Source organism: Bacteroides sp. B1-V-101, assembly GCF_023656585.1.
Classification (GTDB): domain Bacteria; phylum Bacteroidota; class Bacteroidia; order Bacteroidales; family Bacteroidaceae; genus Bacteroides; species Bacteroides thetaiotaomicron.
Map to the genome: position 1 here is coordinate 21,932 of NZ_JAMOKH010000055.1, position 14,967 is coordinate 36,898.

13 protein-coding genes are annotated in these 14,967 nt (G+C 41.5%); 1 reads left to right on the forward strand and 12 read right to left on the reverse strand.

The window, feature by feature from the left end; all coding sequences use genetic code 11:
* Positions 1 to 132: 132 nt before the first annotated feature.
* The 6 genes from NBH01_RS24500 to NBH01_RS24525 form a co-directional block, all read right to left on the reverse strand.
* Positions 133 to 609, reverse strand: a complete 477-nt coding sequence (locus NBH01_RS24500; protein ID WP_118337235.1) for a PG0215 family putative anti-sigma factor — start codon at positions 607 to 609, stop codon at positions 133 to 135.
* A complete protein-coding gene (locus tag NBH01_RS24505) occupies positions 599 to 1,108 on the reverse strand; it encodes a GFO_1088 family ECF-type sigma factor (protein WP_008763658.1) in 510 nt (169 codons plus the stop codon). The genes NBH01_RS24500 and NBH01_RS24505 overlap by 11 nt, the downstream gene beginning before the upstream one ends.
* A gap of 61 nt (positions 1,109 to 1,169) precedes the next feature.
* On the reverse strand, positions 1,170 to 1,943 hold the full coding sequence (gene argB / locus NBH01_RS24510) for an acetylglutamate kinase (RefSeq protein WP_061473291.1): 774 nt from the start codon (positions 1,941 to 1,943) through the stop codon (positions 1,170 to 1,172).
* A gap of 59 nt (positions 1,944 to 2,002) precedes the next feature.
* Positions 2,003 to 3,895 carry a biosynthetic arginine decarboxylase gene (gene speA, locus NBH01_RS24515; protein ID WP_008767598.1) on the reverse strand — a complete coding sequence of 631 codons (1,893 nt, stop codon included), beginning with the start codon at positions 3,893 to 3,895 and terminating at the stop codon, positions 2,003 to 2,005.
* Between the two features lie 117 nt (positions 3,896 to 4,012).
* Positions 4,013 to 4,540 carry a shikimate kinase gene (locus tag NBH01_RS24520; protein ID WP_048698595.1) on the reverse strand — a complete coding sequence of 176 codons (528 nt, stop codon included), beginning with the start codon at positions 4,538 to 4,540 and terminating at the stop codon, positions 4,013 to 4,015.
* Positions 4,541 to 4,600: 60 nt separating this feature from the next.
* On the reverse strand, positions 4,601 to 5,203 hold the full coding sequence (locus tag NBH01_RS24525; protein ID WP_048698593.1) for a nitroreductase family protein: 603 nt from the start codon (positions 5,201 to 5,203) through the stop codon (positions 4,601 to 4,603).
* A gap of 138 nt (positions 5,204 to 5,341) precedes the next feature.
* Between NBH01_RS24525 and NBH01_RS24530 the strand changes: the two genes are divergently transcribed.
* A complete protein-coding gene (locus NBH01_RS24530) occupies positions 5,342 to 5,977 on the forward strand; it encodes a ribonuclease H1 domain-containing protein (protein ID WP_048698614.1) in 636 nt (211 codons plus the stop codon).
* A 12-nt stretch (positions 5,978 to 5,989) separates the two neighbouring features.
* Here NBH01_RS24530 and NBH01_RS24535 read toward each other — a convergent pair whose 3' ends face one another.
* The 6 genes from NBH01_RS24535 to NBH01_RS24560 all read right to left on the reverse strand — a co-directional run bounded on the left by NBH01_RS24535 (position 5,990) and on the right by NBH01_RS24560 (position 14,419).
* Entirely contained in the window at positions 5,990 to 6,421 is a 432-nt protein-coding gene (locus NBH01_RS24535) for a GtrA family protein (protein WP_048698591.1), read from the reverse strand.
* Between the two features lie 44 nt (positions 6,422 to 6,465).
* A complete protein-coding gene (locus tag NBH01_RS24540; protein WP_225693829.1) occupies positions 6,466 to 7,626 on the reverse strand; it encodes a glycosyltransferase family 87 protein in 1,161 nt (386 codons plus the stop codon).
* Positions 7,611 to 9,512: a glycosyltransferase 87 family protein gene (locus NBH01_RS24545; RefSeq protein WP_074857727.1), complete on the reverse strand. Its 1,902-nt coding sequence runs from the start codon at positions 9,510 to 9,512 to the stop codon at positions 7,611 to 7,613. The genes NBH01_RS24540 and NBH01_RS24545 overlap by 16 nt, the downstream gene beginning before the upstream one ends.
* Entirely contained in the window at positions 9,509 to 10,297 is a 789-nt protein-coding gene (locus tag NBH01_RS24550; protein WP_118417915.1) for a polysaccharide deacetylase family protein, read from the reverse strand. The genes NBH01_RS24545 and NBH01_RS24550 overlap by 4 nt, the downstream gene beginning before the upstream one ends.
* 60 nt (positions 10,298 to 10,357) lie before the next feature.
* Positions 10,358 to 12,193, reverse strand: coding sequence for an ABC transporter ATP-binding protein (locus NBH01_RS24555; RefSeq protein WP_008763650.1), 1,836 nt, complete (start codon positions 12,191 to 12,193; stop codon positions 10,358 to 10,360).
* A gap of 135 nt (positions 12,194 to 12,328) precedes the next feature.
* The gene (locus tag NBH01_RS24560) at positions 12,329 to 14,419 is read right to left on the reverse strand and encodes a virulence-associated E family protein (RefSeq protein ID WP_250700340.1); all 2,091 of its coding nucleotides are present in this window, start codon (positions 14,417 to 14,419) and stop codon (positions 12,329 to 12,331) included.
* Positions 14,420 to 14,967: the final 548 nt, after the last annotated feature.

Genomic DNA, 14,967 nt, shown 5'->3' on the forward strand with positions numbered 1-14,967 from the left:
GCGGTAGCCCATTTATTTAGTTAGTTTCATTATAAAAAATTTGAGAGAATTGAAAACTTCACAGTTTCGCTTTCGATGTTGTTTTAATTAAAGCACACTAACTATATTATATGTTTAAAGCAAATGAAAATGTCATTCTTTCATAACCTGCACCTTGTTGATCTTTGCAAGGCTGTCAGCCAATGCCTGATCTGCTTTCAGCTCATTTGACAGAGCTACCGACGGTGTGGTCACTTGTTTACCAATGGTATCCGTTGCCAATACTCTTCCGTCATCTCCGGAAAAAGAATGTTGCGCTACATTTCCTAATGAAAGGATAATTGCAATCACAGCAGCAGCTTTAAACAGGGGGATGAATCTTCCTGTCAGTGTCAGACGCTTTGCCTTCACTACCGGAGTTTCCACCTGCGCCAGAATACGTGCGTCAAAGTCTTCACCCAGTCCTACCTCCTGCTGAACCTGCTGATAAACAAACAAGTTTTTATAGCGGAGCAAATGAGCGGGTACTTCCTCCTTTGAGAAGAAGTCGCGCAACACAGATTCCTCCTCCACGGAAGTTTCGCATTGCCAATATCGCTCCAGGAGCTGTTCTATATCCTTATAATCCATATTCGTCAATTTCTAAATACCTTTGTTTTACCTTTTGTCTGGCTCTGAAAAGGTTCACTTTCACTTGTTCCTCTGTCAGATTCAGAAGAGTTGCAATCTTCTTATAGCTTTCACCTTCAATGTCCCTCAGTTGCATGATAAGCCTCTGTTTTTCGGGAAGTTCGTTCACCAGTCTATTGATAATGTTCATTTTCTCATCATGAACCAACTGGTCATACGGACTGTTTGCATCAGGTTCTTCCTCCATTTCGGGGGTGATTTCCACATTCTGAGCTTCTTTCTTCTGGCTCCGGTCTATAGCCAGATTCTTTGCTACTATCAGGCAATAGGCTTCAACCGATTCAAATTGCGACCACTCATCACGCTTGTTCCACACTCTTATCATGGTGTCCTGAACGACATCCTCGGCTTCTGCCCTATCCAGGGTTATTCTGAGCGCCAGTCGAAAGAGTTTATCCTTCAACGGCAAAATATCGTTTCGGAAGCTGATCTCTTGCATCTCTATAATAATGACGGGCTGGGATACGAAAAGTTACAGACGCCCATTACTTTTTTTTAAATTATTTTTTTATCCGCGTTCCTTCGCTGCCTTTAATCGCTGATGCTAAGGTAATTACAACTTCTGTAACTCCTGCATTAATTGCTTCAAAAGAATTCTCCAACTTAGGAATCATACCACCTTGAATAACGCCGTCAGCAACGTATTGTTCGAATTCGGAACGGGTAATCTCAGGGATCACGCTATCGTCATCATTCTCGTCACGCAGCACTCCTTTCTTTTCGAAGCAGTACATCAGCGTCACGTCAAACAGCGCCGACAAAGCCTTTGCCGTCTCTCCGGCAATGGTATCCGCATTTGTATTCAGCATATTACCTTGACCATCGTGTGTCAATGGTGCCATCACGGGCACCACTCCTTTATGAATCAGATCAGCCAGCAAAGAAGCATCTACCTTCTCCACGTCGCCCACGAAACCATAATCAACCTCTTTCACCGGACGCTTTACCGATCGGATCACATTCATATCCGCCCCGGTCAGTCCAAGAGCGTTCACTCCACGGGCCTGCAAACCGGCAACAATATTCTTGTTTACCAGACCACCATACACCATCGTTACCACTTTCAACGTTTCCGCATCGGTAATACGACGACCATTTACCATTTTGCTTTCAATACCTAGTTGTGCGGCAATCTTTGTTGCCGAGCGACCGCCGCCGTGAACCAGCACTTTATGTCCGCTGATGGCGGCAAAGTCATTCAACAACTGAAGAAGGGTGGCTTCCTCTTCTACGATTTTTCCACCCACCTTAATTACAGTTAGTTTTTCCCTCATTTTTTATTCAATTCTAATAAGTTTGCCGAATGGAGAACTCGGCTCCGGCACCTTGCCGGTTATTCTAAGTAAGTATATCCGTAAAGTCCCGAACGATAATTGGACAGAAACTCTTTACCCTCTTCCAATGATATCTTTCCTTCTTTTACAGACTTGGTCACCCATGTTTCAAGGGTACGTACCAGTTTTTTAGGATTATATTGTACGTAATCCAACACTTCCGCTACTGTTTCACCATCAATAATCTGTTCGATATTATATCCCTTTTCATTCACAGAAACGTGAACAGCATTCGTATCTCCAAACAGATTATGCATATCTCCCAAAATCTCCTGATAAGCTCCGACCAGGAAAACAGCCAGATAGTAAGGTTCTGTTTTCTTCAGACTATGCACAGGCAGATAATGAGCCACATTCCGGGTAGAAATGAAGTTTGCAATCTTTCCGTCCGAATCACAGGTGATATCCTGCAGGGTAGCCGAACGTTCCGGCTTCTCATCCAACCGCTGAATAGGCATAATCGGAAATATCTGATCAATCGCCCAAGAGTCGGGCAAGGACTGGAACAATGAGAAATTACAAAAATATTTATCCGCCAGCAACTTGGACAATCCCCGGAATTCATCCGGCGCGTGTTTCAAGCCTCCGGCGATCTGATTAATTTCCCGTGTAATGGACCAATACAAACGTTCGATCTGAGCACGGGTCTTCAAATCCACAATACCATGACTGAACAGGTCGAGCGCTTCTTCCCGAATCTGTTGTGCATCATGCCATGCTTCCAGCATCTTATTCTGGTTCAACGAATCCCAGATACTGTACAGTTCCTGCACAAGCTCATGTGCATCCGGAGCGATTTCCTCTTCATCATCCCATTCCGGAAGAGTAGCTGTTTCGAGCACCTCGAAGATCAAGACAGAGTGATGAGCCGTCAATGCCCGGCCGCTCTCGGTAATGATATTCGGATGCGGAATGCCGTTTTTATCGCTGACATCTACCAATGTAGAAATGGAGTCATTCACATATTCCTGAATGGAATAGTTTACACTACCTTCACTATTGGAAGAACGGGTTCCATCATAATCAACGCCCAGTCCGCCGCCGATGTCCACAAACTCCACATTGAATCCCATAGAGTGAAGCTGCACGTAAAATTGAGAAGCTTCGCGCAAAGCCGTCTTAATGCGACGAATCTTCGTCACCTGGCTGCCAATATGGAAATGAATCAGTTTCAGGCAATCTTTCAATCCCTTGCTTTCCATAAAGTCAAGCGCTTCGAGCAGTTCGCTGGAAGTCAGACCGAACTTGCTGGCATCGCCACCCGATTCTTCCCATTTTCCACTGCCGGAAGAAGCCAGTTTTATACGAATACCGATATTGGGCTGTACATTCAACTGTTTCGCCATTTTGGCTATCAGTTTCAATTCATTCATCTTCTCTACTACGAGGAAGATACGTTTGCCCATCTTTTGGGCAAGGAGCGCCAGTTCTATATAACTTTCGTCTTTATAGCCGTTGCAAACAATCAATGAGTCAGAATCCGTATTGACGGCAATCACCGCATGAAGTTCCGGTTTGGAACCGGCTTCCAGTCCGAGATTGAATTTCTTTCCGTGGCTGATAATCTCTTCTACCACAGGACGCATCTGGTTGACCTTAATGGGATAGATGATAAAATTCTCGGCTTTATAACCGTACTCTTCGGCAGCCTGTTTAAAACAGGAAGACATCTTTTCAATACGGTTGTCCAGAATATCCGGGAAACGCAACAGCATGGGAGATGCCACATCCCGCAATTGCAACTCGTCAACCAGTTCCTTCAGGTCGACGGTCACTCCATCTCTCCGCGGTGTAACAACAACATGACCTGCGTCATTAATACTAAAGTACGAAGTACCCCAACCCGTAATGTTGTAGAGTTCTTCAGAATCTTCAATACGCCACTTTCTCATTTTCTGTTATTCAGTGTTTTTAGTAAATAATTGGATGGCAAAAATACAGATTTATCTACAGGTTGCCAATTAATTGGATATTATTTCTTCCAATTGGTTTATATAACCGGTCTTAATTTATAATTCCAGCAGTTCCTGCAGACGTTGCACAGATGATTCAATCTGCCAGCGGTCTTCCAGTTCGTCCGCATTAAAGATATATTGCGCCTGCGTATAAAAAGGTGCGCGCTTTTCGAGTGCCTGAATGATGAAATCCATTAATTCCTCATCTTCCTTTCCCTGAAGAATGGGACGTTGCTGCTTGGCAATACGCAAGCGTCTGAACAGCACATCGGGATGCACATTCAGGAAAACGGTTTTTCCCGTCCGGTTCATAAACTCCATATTGTCATAAAAGCAGGGTGCCCCCCCGCCTGTAGAGATAACGACGTTCTCAAACTCAGCTACCTCATGAAGCATATTTCTTTCCAACTCACGAAATCCGGCTTCACCCCGTTCCGTGAATAGTTCTCCGACAGTTTTATGAAAACGTTCTTCGATATACCAGTCCAGATCAATGAACGGGATATTCAGTTTGCGGGCAAAAGCCTTGCCCAAAGTAGTTTTTCCGGCACCCATATAGCCGGTAAGGAAGATACGAACCATAAATGATTAATTTTGCTCACAAAATTAATCATTTAATGAATAATGAAGAATGATTCTCTATTATTTAAAAACTTTTATCCGTTCTTCCAGTGGCTGGAACTCTTTTTCTCCCGGCTGATTGACAGGCACTCCGAACGGCATTTCCGCAATCAGATGCCAATGTGCAGGCAAATTCCATGCCCGACGCACCTCATCATCAATCAATGGATTATAATGTTGCAGGGAAGCACCGAAGCCCACATCTTCAAGCATCACCCAAACAGCCAGCTGATGCATCGCCGAGGTTTGTAATGACCATCCGGGGAAATTCTCCTGATAAGACGGGAAAGCTTCCTGAAGCCCCTTCACCACCTTCTGATCTTCAAAGAACAGCACCGTACCATATCCACAGGCAAAGGAATTGTCAATCTTTTCTTCGGTTTTCGCAAACGCTTCTCCCGGCACAATCTTCCTCAACGCATCTCTTACAATGTTCCATAACTTTTTATGAGACTTGCCAAGAAGAAGCACCACACGGGTAGATTGAGAATTGAATGCCGACGGCACGTGTCTCACTGCCAGATTGATAATGCATTCTATCTCCTGATCCGGAATAGGTGACTGGTCGGTAATCGAATAATAAGTCCGACGATTCTTCAAAGCTTCACTAAAAGTTCTTTCCATAATAGCTCCTTTCTTAATTTTATTTTCTTAAACTCCTTATAAATTAGAACAAGCTTCTCTGCCAACTTGTTCGATTCCGGAATATATTTGTACCTTCGCACCGTCAATGCTGTTGACATAATCATTCATTATCAGAAAATGGCTAAAGAAAAGTTCTACGTAGTATGGGAAGGAGTGACGCCGGGAGTATATGCTTCCTGGACGGATTGCCAGCTCCAGATCAAGGGGTATGAAGGTGCAAAGTACAAATCGTTCGACACCCGTGAAGAGGCGGAACGTGCACTGGCCTCGTCACCTTACGCCTACATCGGCAAAAATGCGAAGAAAAAAACGGAAGCTGCCCGAACCGGTTCCGATACACTGCCTGCTTCCGTCATTGACAATAGTCTGGCAGTCGATGCTGCGTGCAGTGGCAATCCCGGCCCGATGGAGTATCGGGGGGTACACGTGGCAAGCCGCCAGGAAATTTTTCATTTCGGCCCGATGAAAGGTACAAACAATATTGGAGAGTTTCTGGCCATCGTGCACGGACTGGCATTGCTGAAACAGAAAGGATTTGATATGCCCATTTATAGCGACAGCGTGAATGCCATCAGCTGGGTGCGACAGAAAAAATGCAAAACCAAACTTCCGCGAAATGAGGAAACTGAAGAACTGTTTAAAGTAATAGAACGGGCAGAGAAGTGGCTCAGAGAGAACACTTACACTACCCGTATTCTTAAATGGGAAACCAAGGCGTGGGGAGAGATTCCGGCAGATTTCGGCAGAAAATAATAGCCGGAAAGTCTATTCTGCGACTTGATCAGCAGCCTGTTCCTTCTTATGTTTAAACACAAAGCGGAGCATCAGAAAATTAGTGGGAACAGCCACAGCGAGCACACACAAGGGAGCTATCTCCTGATCTACATTCAGATACAGGAACAAATTGAACAATCCCATATGTATCAGATAGTTCACCAAATGGCTGCCTCCAAATCCCAAAGCCCTTTTCAAAGAAGGGTTGCTACGGAACGTGAAATAAGAAGTCAGAAAGAAATTACAGATAAAACTCGTCACATAGCCTATCGTGTAGGCAATATTCAAGTTGGTCATTTCGTATTCCTGCAACAGATAATAAACCCCATAATGTATTCCGGCGGCCAACGTTCCCACCGTGCAATAACGAATAAACTGGTAGCGTTTACTCTTCGATTGAAATACTGATTTTACAATTTCCATTAGTAAGTAGTTTTAGTTTTATAGTTCAGATGTTTCATTTTCATTCAGTCAGATGGACGCACGAAGTCCTGAGTCAGTTGTTCCCACACTATTTTCAGCCATATCAAGGTGCAAGGCAAAGCCTTTAAAGCATAAGGCTTCACATAATCCATCCTTATGAATCTTGGGAAAAGATCGGTAGTAGACAAAGAAGTCAGTAGAATACAGAATATAAGTAGAAACAAGTTTAACCCCGGTGTAGTGGCCTGTGTAGGTGTCTTTACATACCAGATTCCAACAGCAATCATAGCAGTCAGATAGCCATAGGTTTCAGTGCCGGTGCTAAATAGCACCATAAACAAAAGTGCAGAGGATAGAAACAAGAATCTGAAAGATTCATTTCCGTATTGCCGGATGCGTAAATAAGGAAGGGCAAACAAAATCATTCCGGGAACGATTATCCATAAATCACTGAAGGAGGCTCCCGTTATCCGATGTAACATACCCAGCAAAGATATGTTTTGATTGACGCTAAACTGATTCAGCCCATTCTTATAGACAAGCACATCGAACCATTCTTTATACGAATGAACGACATATTCCGGAGAAGCATAGAGCATGGGAAGCAGAAAAACGATCACTGCCCAAAAGACTAATCCGCCGGTGAGTTTCATTTTGTGTTTCGAGAATAAAAAGAAAGCCAGTCCGACTATCCCATAAAGTTTGGTCATAGTCCCTAACACAATCATCAAAGCAGCCCAAAAATCCTTTTCTTTCTCGATCAGCACATACGAGAATATAATCATAGCGGTAATACCTATGCTATATTGCTGAGACAAAACAGCTGTAAAAACGTCATTTACAGAAACTAATATAACAACAGCAAATTGCCACTTTTTCAAATCTAACTTGCTGATAGCATAATAAAGGAAACCACAATTCACCAGGCACCAAAGGATCATCCCCAACGGTCTGGGAAGAACCGCAAAAGGAGAAATCAACGCAGTGAAAGAAATACCATACAGAAAGAAATCCTTCTGTTCCTGAAGATATTCTACATATAAAGGAGAAGAAGATATCGCATGCCAAAAAGACTGGCTAAATATAACATAATTGCTATATGTCCCCTTCATCATCAATGATAAACTGCAAGCTAATCCTACTCCCATCCACAAGATGAATAGAAAGACGGGATTCTGCACATATCCTTTCAACCTCTCCAACATATCATCAATAAGTTTTTTAGTTCATTTACAAATACCCCCTTTTTCATATCAGGCAACATCACCTCACTTCTTAAGTCTACAGGAACTTCTTTGACGAAGGTGGTATCATCAAGAGAAGCCTTATATATAAACTCCGTATCAAATAAGAACTGTTTAATACGAGTGGACGCAAGAAAAGCTTTTCCCTTACAGTTAAACCCCTTTAATCCCCCCTGCGTATCTGTGTGGGTCAGCCCTAACAGCATAAAGTTCAAGAAACGTGAAGCATGACTCGCCAACTTTCTACGGGTAGAAAGTTGTGAATAATACGTATGATTACGATTTGCTACAACTACATCATACCCTGCCTCAAGATATTTAATCACCTGACAAACAGACTCAATCTTATATGGAAAATCATAATCTGTATAGAGAGCCAGCTCTGAATCAGAATGTGCTATACCATCACGAACAGCAGCTCCTTTCCCTTGATTTATCTTATTGTCTACAATGATAGTGTTGGGTAAGTTATTTGTCAAACGAAGTACAGCTTCTTCCGTAAATCCGTGTTTGGAACCATCATTTACTACGATAAAGCGAATATTGTACCCGTTCAGCATCCCTTCCAACTCTTTATGTTTTTCAATCAGTTGCTGCTCCCATCCTTCATGAGGATTATAACAGGGCAATATGACATCAATCCGTTTATCATCTTTTTTATGTAGAAAAGGAGTTGGGGTTCTTGATGTATAGTCCTGAGTTAATTGTTCCCAGATGATTTTAAACCAAATAATAGCACATGGGAGAGCTTTAAGTGCAAATGAAGTAATGTATTCAGTCCTGAAATGTTTTGAAAAAAGAATACTGCTTGAAGACGCTGCCGTCAACGCAAAACAGAATAGCAATAAGCATGTATTCAGCACAAACGATTTTTTATACGTTGGCGTACTTACATACCATATACCCACACCAATTAGAGCTCCCACATATCCACATTCTTCCGTTCCCGTACTAAACAAGACCATAAATAACAGAACTGATGCCAAAAACGAAAGCCGAAAATTTCTATTCTCGTATTGTCCAATACGAAAATAAGGTAATAAGAATAAAACAATTCCAGGAATTATCAGCCACATATCACTATATTCAACAGCATGAGTAATCTTTCGAACCATTCCTAATAAAGAGATATTCTGATAAAAGCTCAACTCATTAACATCATCCTTAACTACAAGAATACTAATCCATTCTTTATAAGAATCAAATACATATTGTGGAGAAGTATAAAACATTGGAACTACAAATAGAACGAATGCCCAAAATAGAATTCCCCACAGAAAATATAATTTTCTTTTAGAGAAAAGGAAAAAAGCCAACCCCACAACCCCATAAATTTTGGTTAATGTGCCTAAAACAATCATCAATGCAGCCCAAAAATCTTTTTTTCTCTCGACAAGAATAAAAGTAAAAAGAATGAAAGCGGCTACTGCTGCATTATACTGCTGAGTCACAACAGATAAATATAAGCCATTATATGACAACCAAATGATAATGGCAGTTTTCCATTTTTCAAATTCTAACTTCTTTATAGCAAAGTACAATAAAAGAGCATTACACAAACTCCACAAAGCAGAACCCACCATTGTTGGCATGATTGAAAAAGGAGCAATCAATAAAGTAAAAGGAATGCCATATAGAAATAAATCAAAATATTCTTTAGGATATTCTACATATAAAGGCGTTTGCTCCAAAGCATGAAAAAATGAACGGGAAAATATCAAGTAGTTATTTGCAAGTCCTTCTGTCCAGCTTACCCAAAATCCCCTGATAGCCACCCCAAACCACAAAATTGCTAATACAATAGGATTTTGCACTAACCTTAGTATAAATCTTATTATATTTTTCATTTTATTATATCCTTGTTTAGTTTTATATAATCTATAAAACGACCAAAACTAACATTCTTTTTCCTAAAATATCGAATGAAAGCATCCAGCCTTTTTTCCATTCCTTCTCCTGCATGATTCCTTATAATAAATGGCAGTTTCCATTCCGGATGTTCATTTAACGGATAAAATTCCCACGGATGAAAGTATGTCACAAAATATCCATCATGCCGATGAGTGCATTTACACAACCAACGATAAAGTGAAGCGGGCAAATTATGACATGAAAGCCAAAATAAAGGGAAACGCAGCAAAGGAGTAACTGATGCCGGCATTTGCATCACACGGTCTTTTATAAAAGGAGTACGGGGAGTAGAAAGCCGCATATATCTTCCTGGGATAAATGTCGGATTCAAGGAAGAATTATATATATACCCCGCCTCATATACAGCTTTTTCCGACACAGGCATCATGCGTGCCTGCCGATAGCCATAAACTTTGGTTCCGGTGATTTCCTCCAACTGATCTTTCGACCTTTTCAGATCTTCCACTTTAAAGGTCCAATGATAGAAACCATGAGAAGCAATCTCGTGACCTCCCTCCTGAATGCGCTTTATTATATCAGGAGCATGAAGAGCAAAATTTGCCGTACAGAAAAAGGTCGCTTTTACCTGATTCCGTTCCAAGCAATCCAAAATTCGGGTAGTCCCCTCTACAGAAACTTTAATTTGCTCTTCCATTGATATGTCCACCTGATGTTCTTTGGGCACATCAAATTCCTCAATGTCAAAACTTAATAAAATCATTCCAATATTAGTCTAGTTTACGTTTGTTGCTGTGAGTTGCTGCAAATATGCAACCACAGCCTATAATGCTTGCATATCGTTTAGTCTTTTATAATAACCATCTAATTCCAATAATTCTTCATGACGTCCACGCTCTACGATTTCCCCTTCATAGAGCACACAAATCTCATCCGCATTTTTGATAGTAGAAAGACGGTGAGCAATTGCAATTGTGGTACGCGTCTTCATCAATCTTTCCAATGCTTCCTGTACCAAACGTTCCGATTCAGTATCCAGTGCAGAAGTAGCCTCATCCAAAATCAGGATGGGAGGATTCTTCAGAATAGCACGGGCGATGCTGACACGCTGTCTCTGTCCACCGGAAAGTTTGCCGCCACGGTCACCGATATTTGTATTATATCCTTCCGGCTTTTCCATAATAAAATCATGGGCATTGGCAATCTTAGCAGCCTCTATGACTTGTTCCATAGTTGCATTTTCTACGCCAAAAGCAATATTATTGAAAAATGTATCATTAAAAAGAATGGCTTCTTGATTTACATTGCCAATCAAACTGCGCAAATCGGCAATACGTACATCTTTAATACTTGTACCATCGATGGTAATATCTCCTCCTTGCACATCATGATAACGTGGCAATAAATCTACGAGCGTCGATTTTCCTGAGCCTGACTGTCCTACCAAAGCAACTGTCTTTCCCTTTGGCACTGTTAAGTTCACATGTTTCAGCACTTCTCTTTTACCATCATAGCTAAAGCTTATATCTTTAAACTCAATCCGATCATTCATTCCAGTCAATGGTTTCGGATTAGGAATTTCTTTAATATTATTCTCAGCCTTCAATATTTTGTCCACGCGTTCCATAGAAGCAAGCCCCTTGGGGATATTGTAACCAGCCTTGGCAAAGTCTTTCAACGGATTTATCACGCTATACAAAATAACCATATAAAATATAAACGTCGGTGCAGTCAATGACGAATTATGCCCTAAAATCAAAGCACCACCAAACCATAATACAGATACAATCAGAATTGTTCCCAAGAACTCACTCATCGGATGAGCCAAAGCTTGCCGCATAGCAACTTTGTTGACTGCATCACGAAGCTCATTACTGCACCTCGTAAAACGATTTATCATTCTGTCCTCTGCAATAAACGCTTTGATAATACGCAAACCACCCAATGTTTCTTCCAACTGAGACATTGTATCACTCCACTTACCTTGTGCCTCCAGTGATTGACGCTTTAGTTTTCTTCCGACCTTACCCATCAGCCAGCCCATAGCCGGTAATACCAAAACGGTGAAAAGAGTTAACTTCCAGCTGGTAGCAATCAATGTTATAAAATACAATATAATCATGATAGGGCTCTTTATCAGCATGTCCAATGAGCTGGTAATAGAGTTTTCCACCTCTCCCACATCACCACTCATACGAGCTATAATATCTCCTTTTCTCTCCTCTGAGAAAAAGCCCATCGGCAAACGCATTACCTTCGCATATACCATGATACGGATATCCCTGACAACTCCTGTACGTAATGGAATCATCACAGCTGAAGATGCAAAATAACAGGACGTTTTAAATAAAGTCATCAAAGCCAAAAACAGTCCCAAAAAAATCAAAGCAGTAGTAGGACCATTATCCTGAATCATTTGGGAAACATAATAATAGAAATTATTTATCGCAACATCTTTAAAACCGGCAGTTCCCCATTCCATATACTCATATACCTTATTATTCTCTCCTGTTTTAAACAAAATGTCCAGAATCGGAATTAACAAAGTAAATGAAAACACATTGAATACAGCTGACAAGATATTCAGCAAAATAGCCCATCCGATATACTTCTTATATGGCGACACAAAACGTCGCATCAGTTGCAAAAATTCCTTCATTATTTGAAATAAAATAAGTTAAGGCTGCAAAGATACAATAAAACTGTCTAACAGTTGAAGGTTTCTTTTAATAATTAATACGAATTATATAATAGCCACCTTCTTGACCATTTATTCGTCTATTTCACTCCAACACTACTCATTATCAAAAGATATGGGCACCACATGATAATAAACCCCATGAGATCTCCGGTACGATTTCACTCCCAACTTTTGCAGAATACGCCCCAAATAAGATACTTGCCGAGGTGAAAACTTCATCTTACTAGCCTTCTGTATTCGTTGTAGCAAATCCGCAGCAAGCAACCATTCTCCTGCCTCTTCGTCGCCTGCCGCCCGATAATATACCTGAAACAATTGCTCGATCGCAGGAGATTGCTCAAACTCCTGATTAGACTCCGTCATAATAGCTTCCTCTTCTTCATCAAACCAATACCGTTCATTTTTATAAAGCGCCGTCATTGCTTGTGCATAAAGCTGCTCATAATCAATGGGACGCACCACATCAATCACTCCCGTCACTTCGACGCCGATAAAACGGCGACTACCGGAAGTGTCTGTCAGTAAGTCTTTATGATTACTCGTCCCGATAAAAGAAGCATACCGCCGAAGTGATTCTACAGCTGACGTATTCGGGCGACGGGTATTAACAACCGGTTTTTGCAAAATATGTTTAAGGAATGATTGCTGATTGACACCTATATGATCAAACTCATCCATATTGATGAGAAGAAAACGATTCAGATACAACTCGGCGTCCCTTTTACGGCTAAAGTCAATGCTGTCCGTATAATACGCCTGCAAACAAGGAGGCAGAATCAGACGGCAAAAGGTGGACTTACGATAAGCCTGCGGACCGATTAAAATAGGTGAAGTACTGTTCGCATGATTTTTGTCAACTCCACGCCAGTGCGCCACTGTACTGAGAAACCAACGACGAAAAAGTTGTCCCCAATGAGGATTATCACAAGGAACTCTTTCAGCCAGGTCACGGATGTGGTCTTTACCGTCCCAATGGGGAAGATCATAAAGAAATTCCTCGACAGGGTGATAAACGGGAACATGATCGGAATTCAGATATCGGACCACATCCTTATCCCAAAGTTTGATGCCCTCATACATCGCATTCATCGTAATACTTGCCATCACCCGTTTGTCTATGGGGCGAAAATAAAAGTTGAAACTGTTCCGCTCACGGTATTCCACGCTCGAAGTCAGCATATTGAAACGAAATTCATAGCGGCGTTTCATAAACTCATCTGTCTGCATGACAAACAATTGCTCCGGCAGCAAACTACTTTTATCGGCAAAACCCTCGCACGTACCATACACGTTCTTCACCGTCTCGCGAATCAGGAATTCATCTTTCGGTAAACGATAATGAGCACGTGCCCATCGCACGGTGTCTTCCTGTGGAATACCGGCACGAAAACACTGCTCAGCCAGACAAACAAGCAATGAATGTATATCATCGCCTGGGCGGTATCCTTTTTGCTCGGCAAATGCTCGGGCAAATGCTGCTTCAAAAAGAACAGAAAGTGCTTCGTAACTATCATATCCGGGAACAAGCCGCTGTAAAGGAGAAGCCTGCGCCTGTACCTGCTCTCGATAGGTGGTTTCCCCCGGCAAAGATGCTGGCTGTTTCAGATAAACAGGCATGGCTTCGGGATTAAAATACAGCTCCGGGTCGAAAGTTAATCGGCAATACTGTTCCAGCGAAGGCTCTCTTAATTCGATATCAAACGGGAGTTGGGGCTGGTAATATTTCACAGCCAGACGATAAGCATGCGCATGAAAGACTTCCGCCTGTTCGCGATTATCAGGCAGACGATTGTCGGGATACGTAAAACGAACCCATATCTTTACAGACTTTCCTGAAGAACCGATAAAAGCAAGATACGTCTGAGGCAGTTCCTTCACACACTCCTTCACCTCATCAGCTTCCATACGTCCGGATAACCCGTTGACCTGAAGCATAACGATTCCATTATATTCGGCCATCGCCATCACCCCGTTTTTTCTGACAAAAGCTGCCGCCGGAAGTATCTTCGGGACCCTCTCTATATAATCATTTTTATCACCGGGAAGTATATAAGGCAGGACTTCTCTCATATTAGAGACCAGTTGTGCTTTAGTTTCCTTTTTCATCTGCTCTACGAGCTGTTCAATCTTCAACGTACGCATCGTATTTACTTTGCCATCGTCTCTCACTTGTGTTATTCTCATTTTTTCTTTCGCTGTTTGTCCTGCTTGCGTTGTAGGGCAATATATATTTTGCACAAAAGTACTGTAAACATTCTATGTAAACAAGTTTCTGATCATAAGTTTCATTCCCATCTCCTCTCCCTCTACTAGAAAAGAAAAAATATATTTTAGTCTCACGGTCTCACTACTTTTACATAATCATCAAATAATTAATATATTATAGGATGAGAGATACTTTTTACAGAGGTATCTCTCATCATTCCCTCACTGAAATTACTCTATTCTAACCTGTCTCTCACCTTCTTTTGTTTATCTCTCATTCTGCTTTCCAACTTCCATTATTTAATTTCAGACCTATACATTTCTCCTTTTAGAAGTACTTTAAGGCGCATATATTTTACCATTCATTATCATGCAAACAATCCTATAATTGCTTGTTTTACAACTATTTGTCTTACCCTGGATTTGGTTGACTACTATAAGTATCAACTAAAATGAATAAAAGATGAAAAAGAGTGACATGACCTTTAGTCCTTATCAGCTTGAACTTCTTGGCGATTTCTATCGTT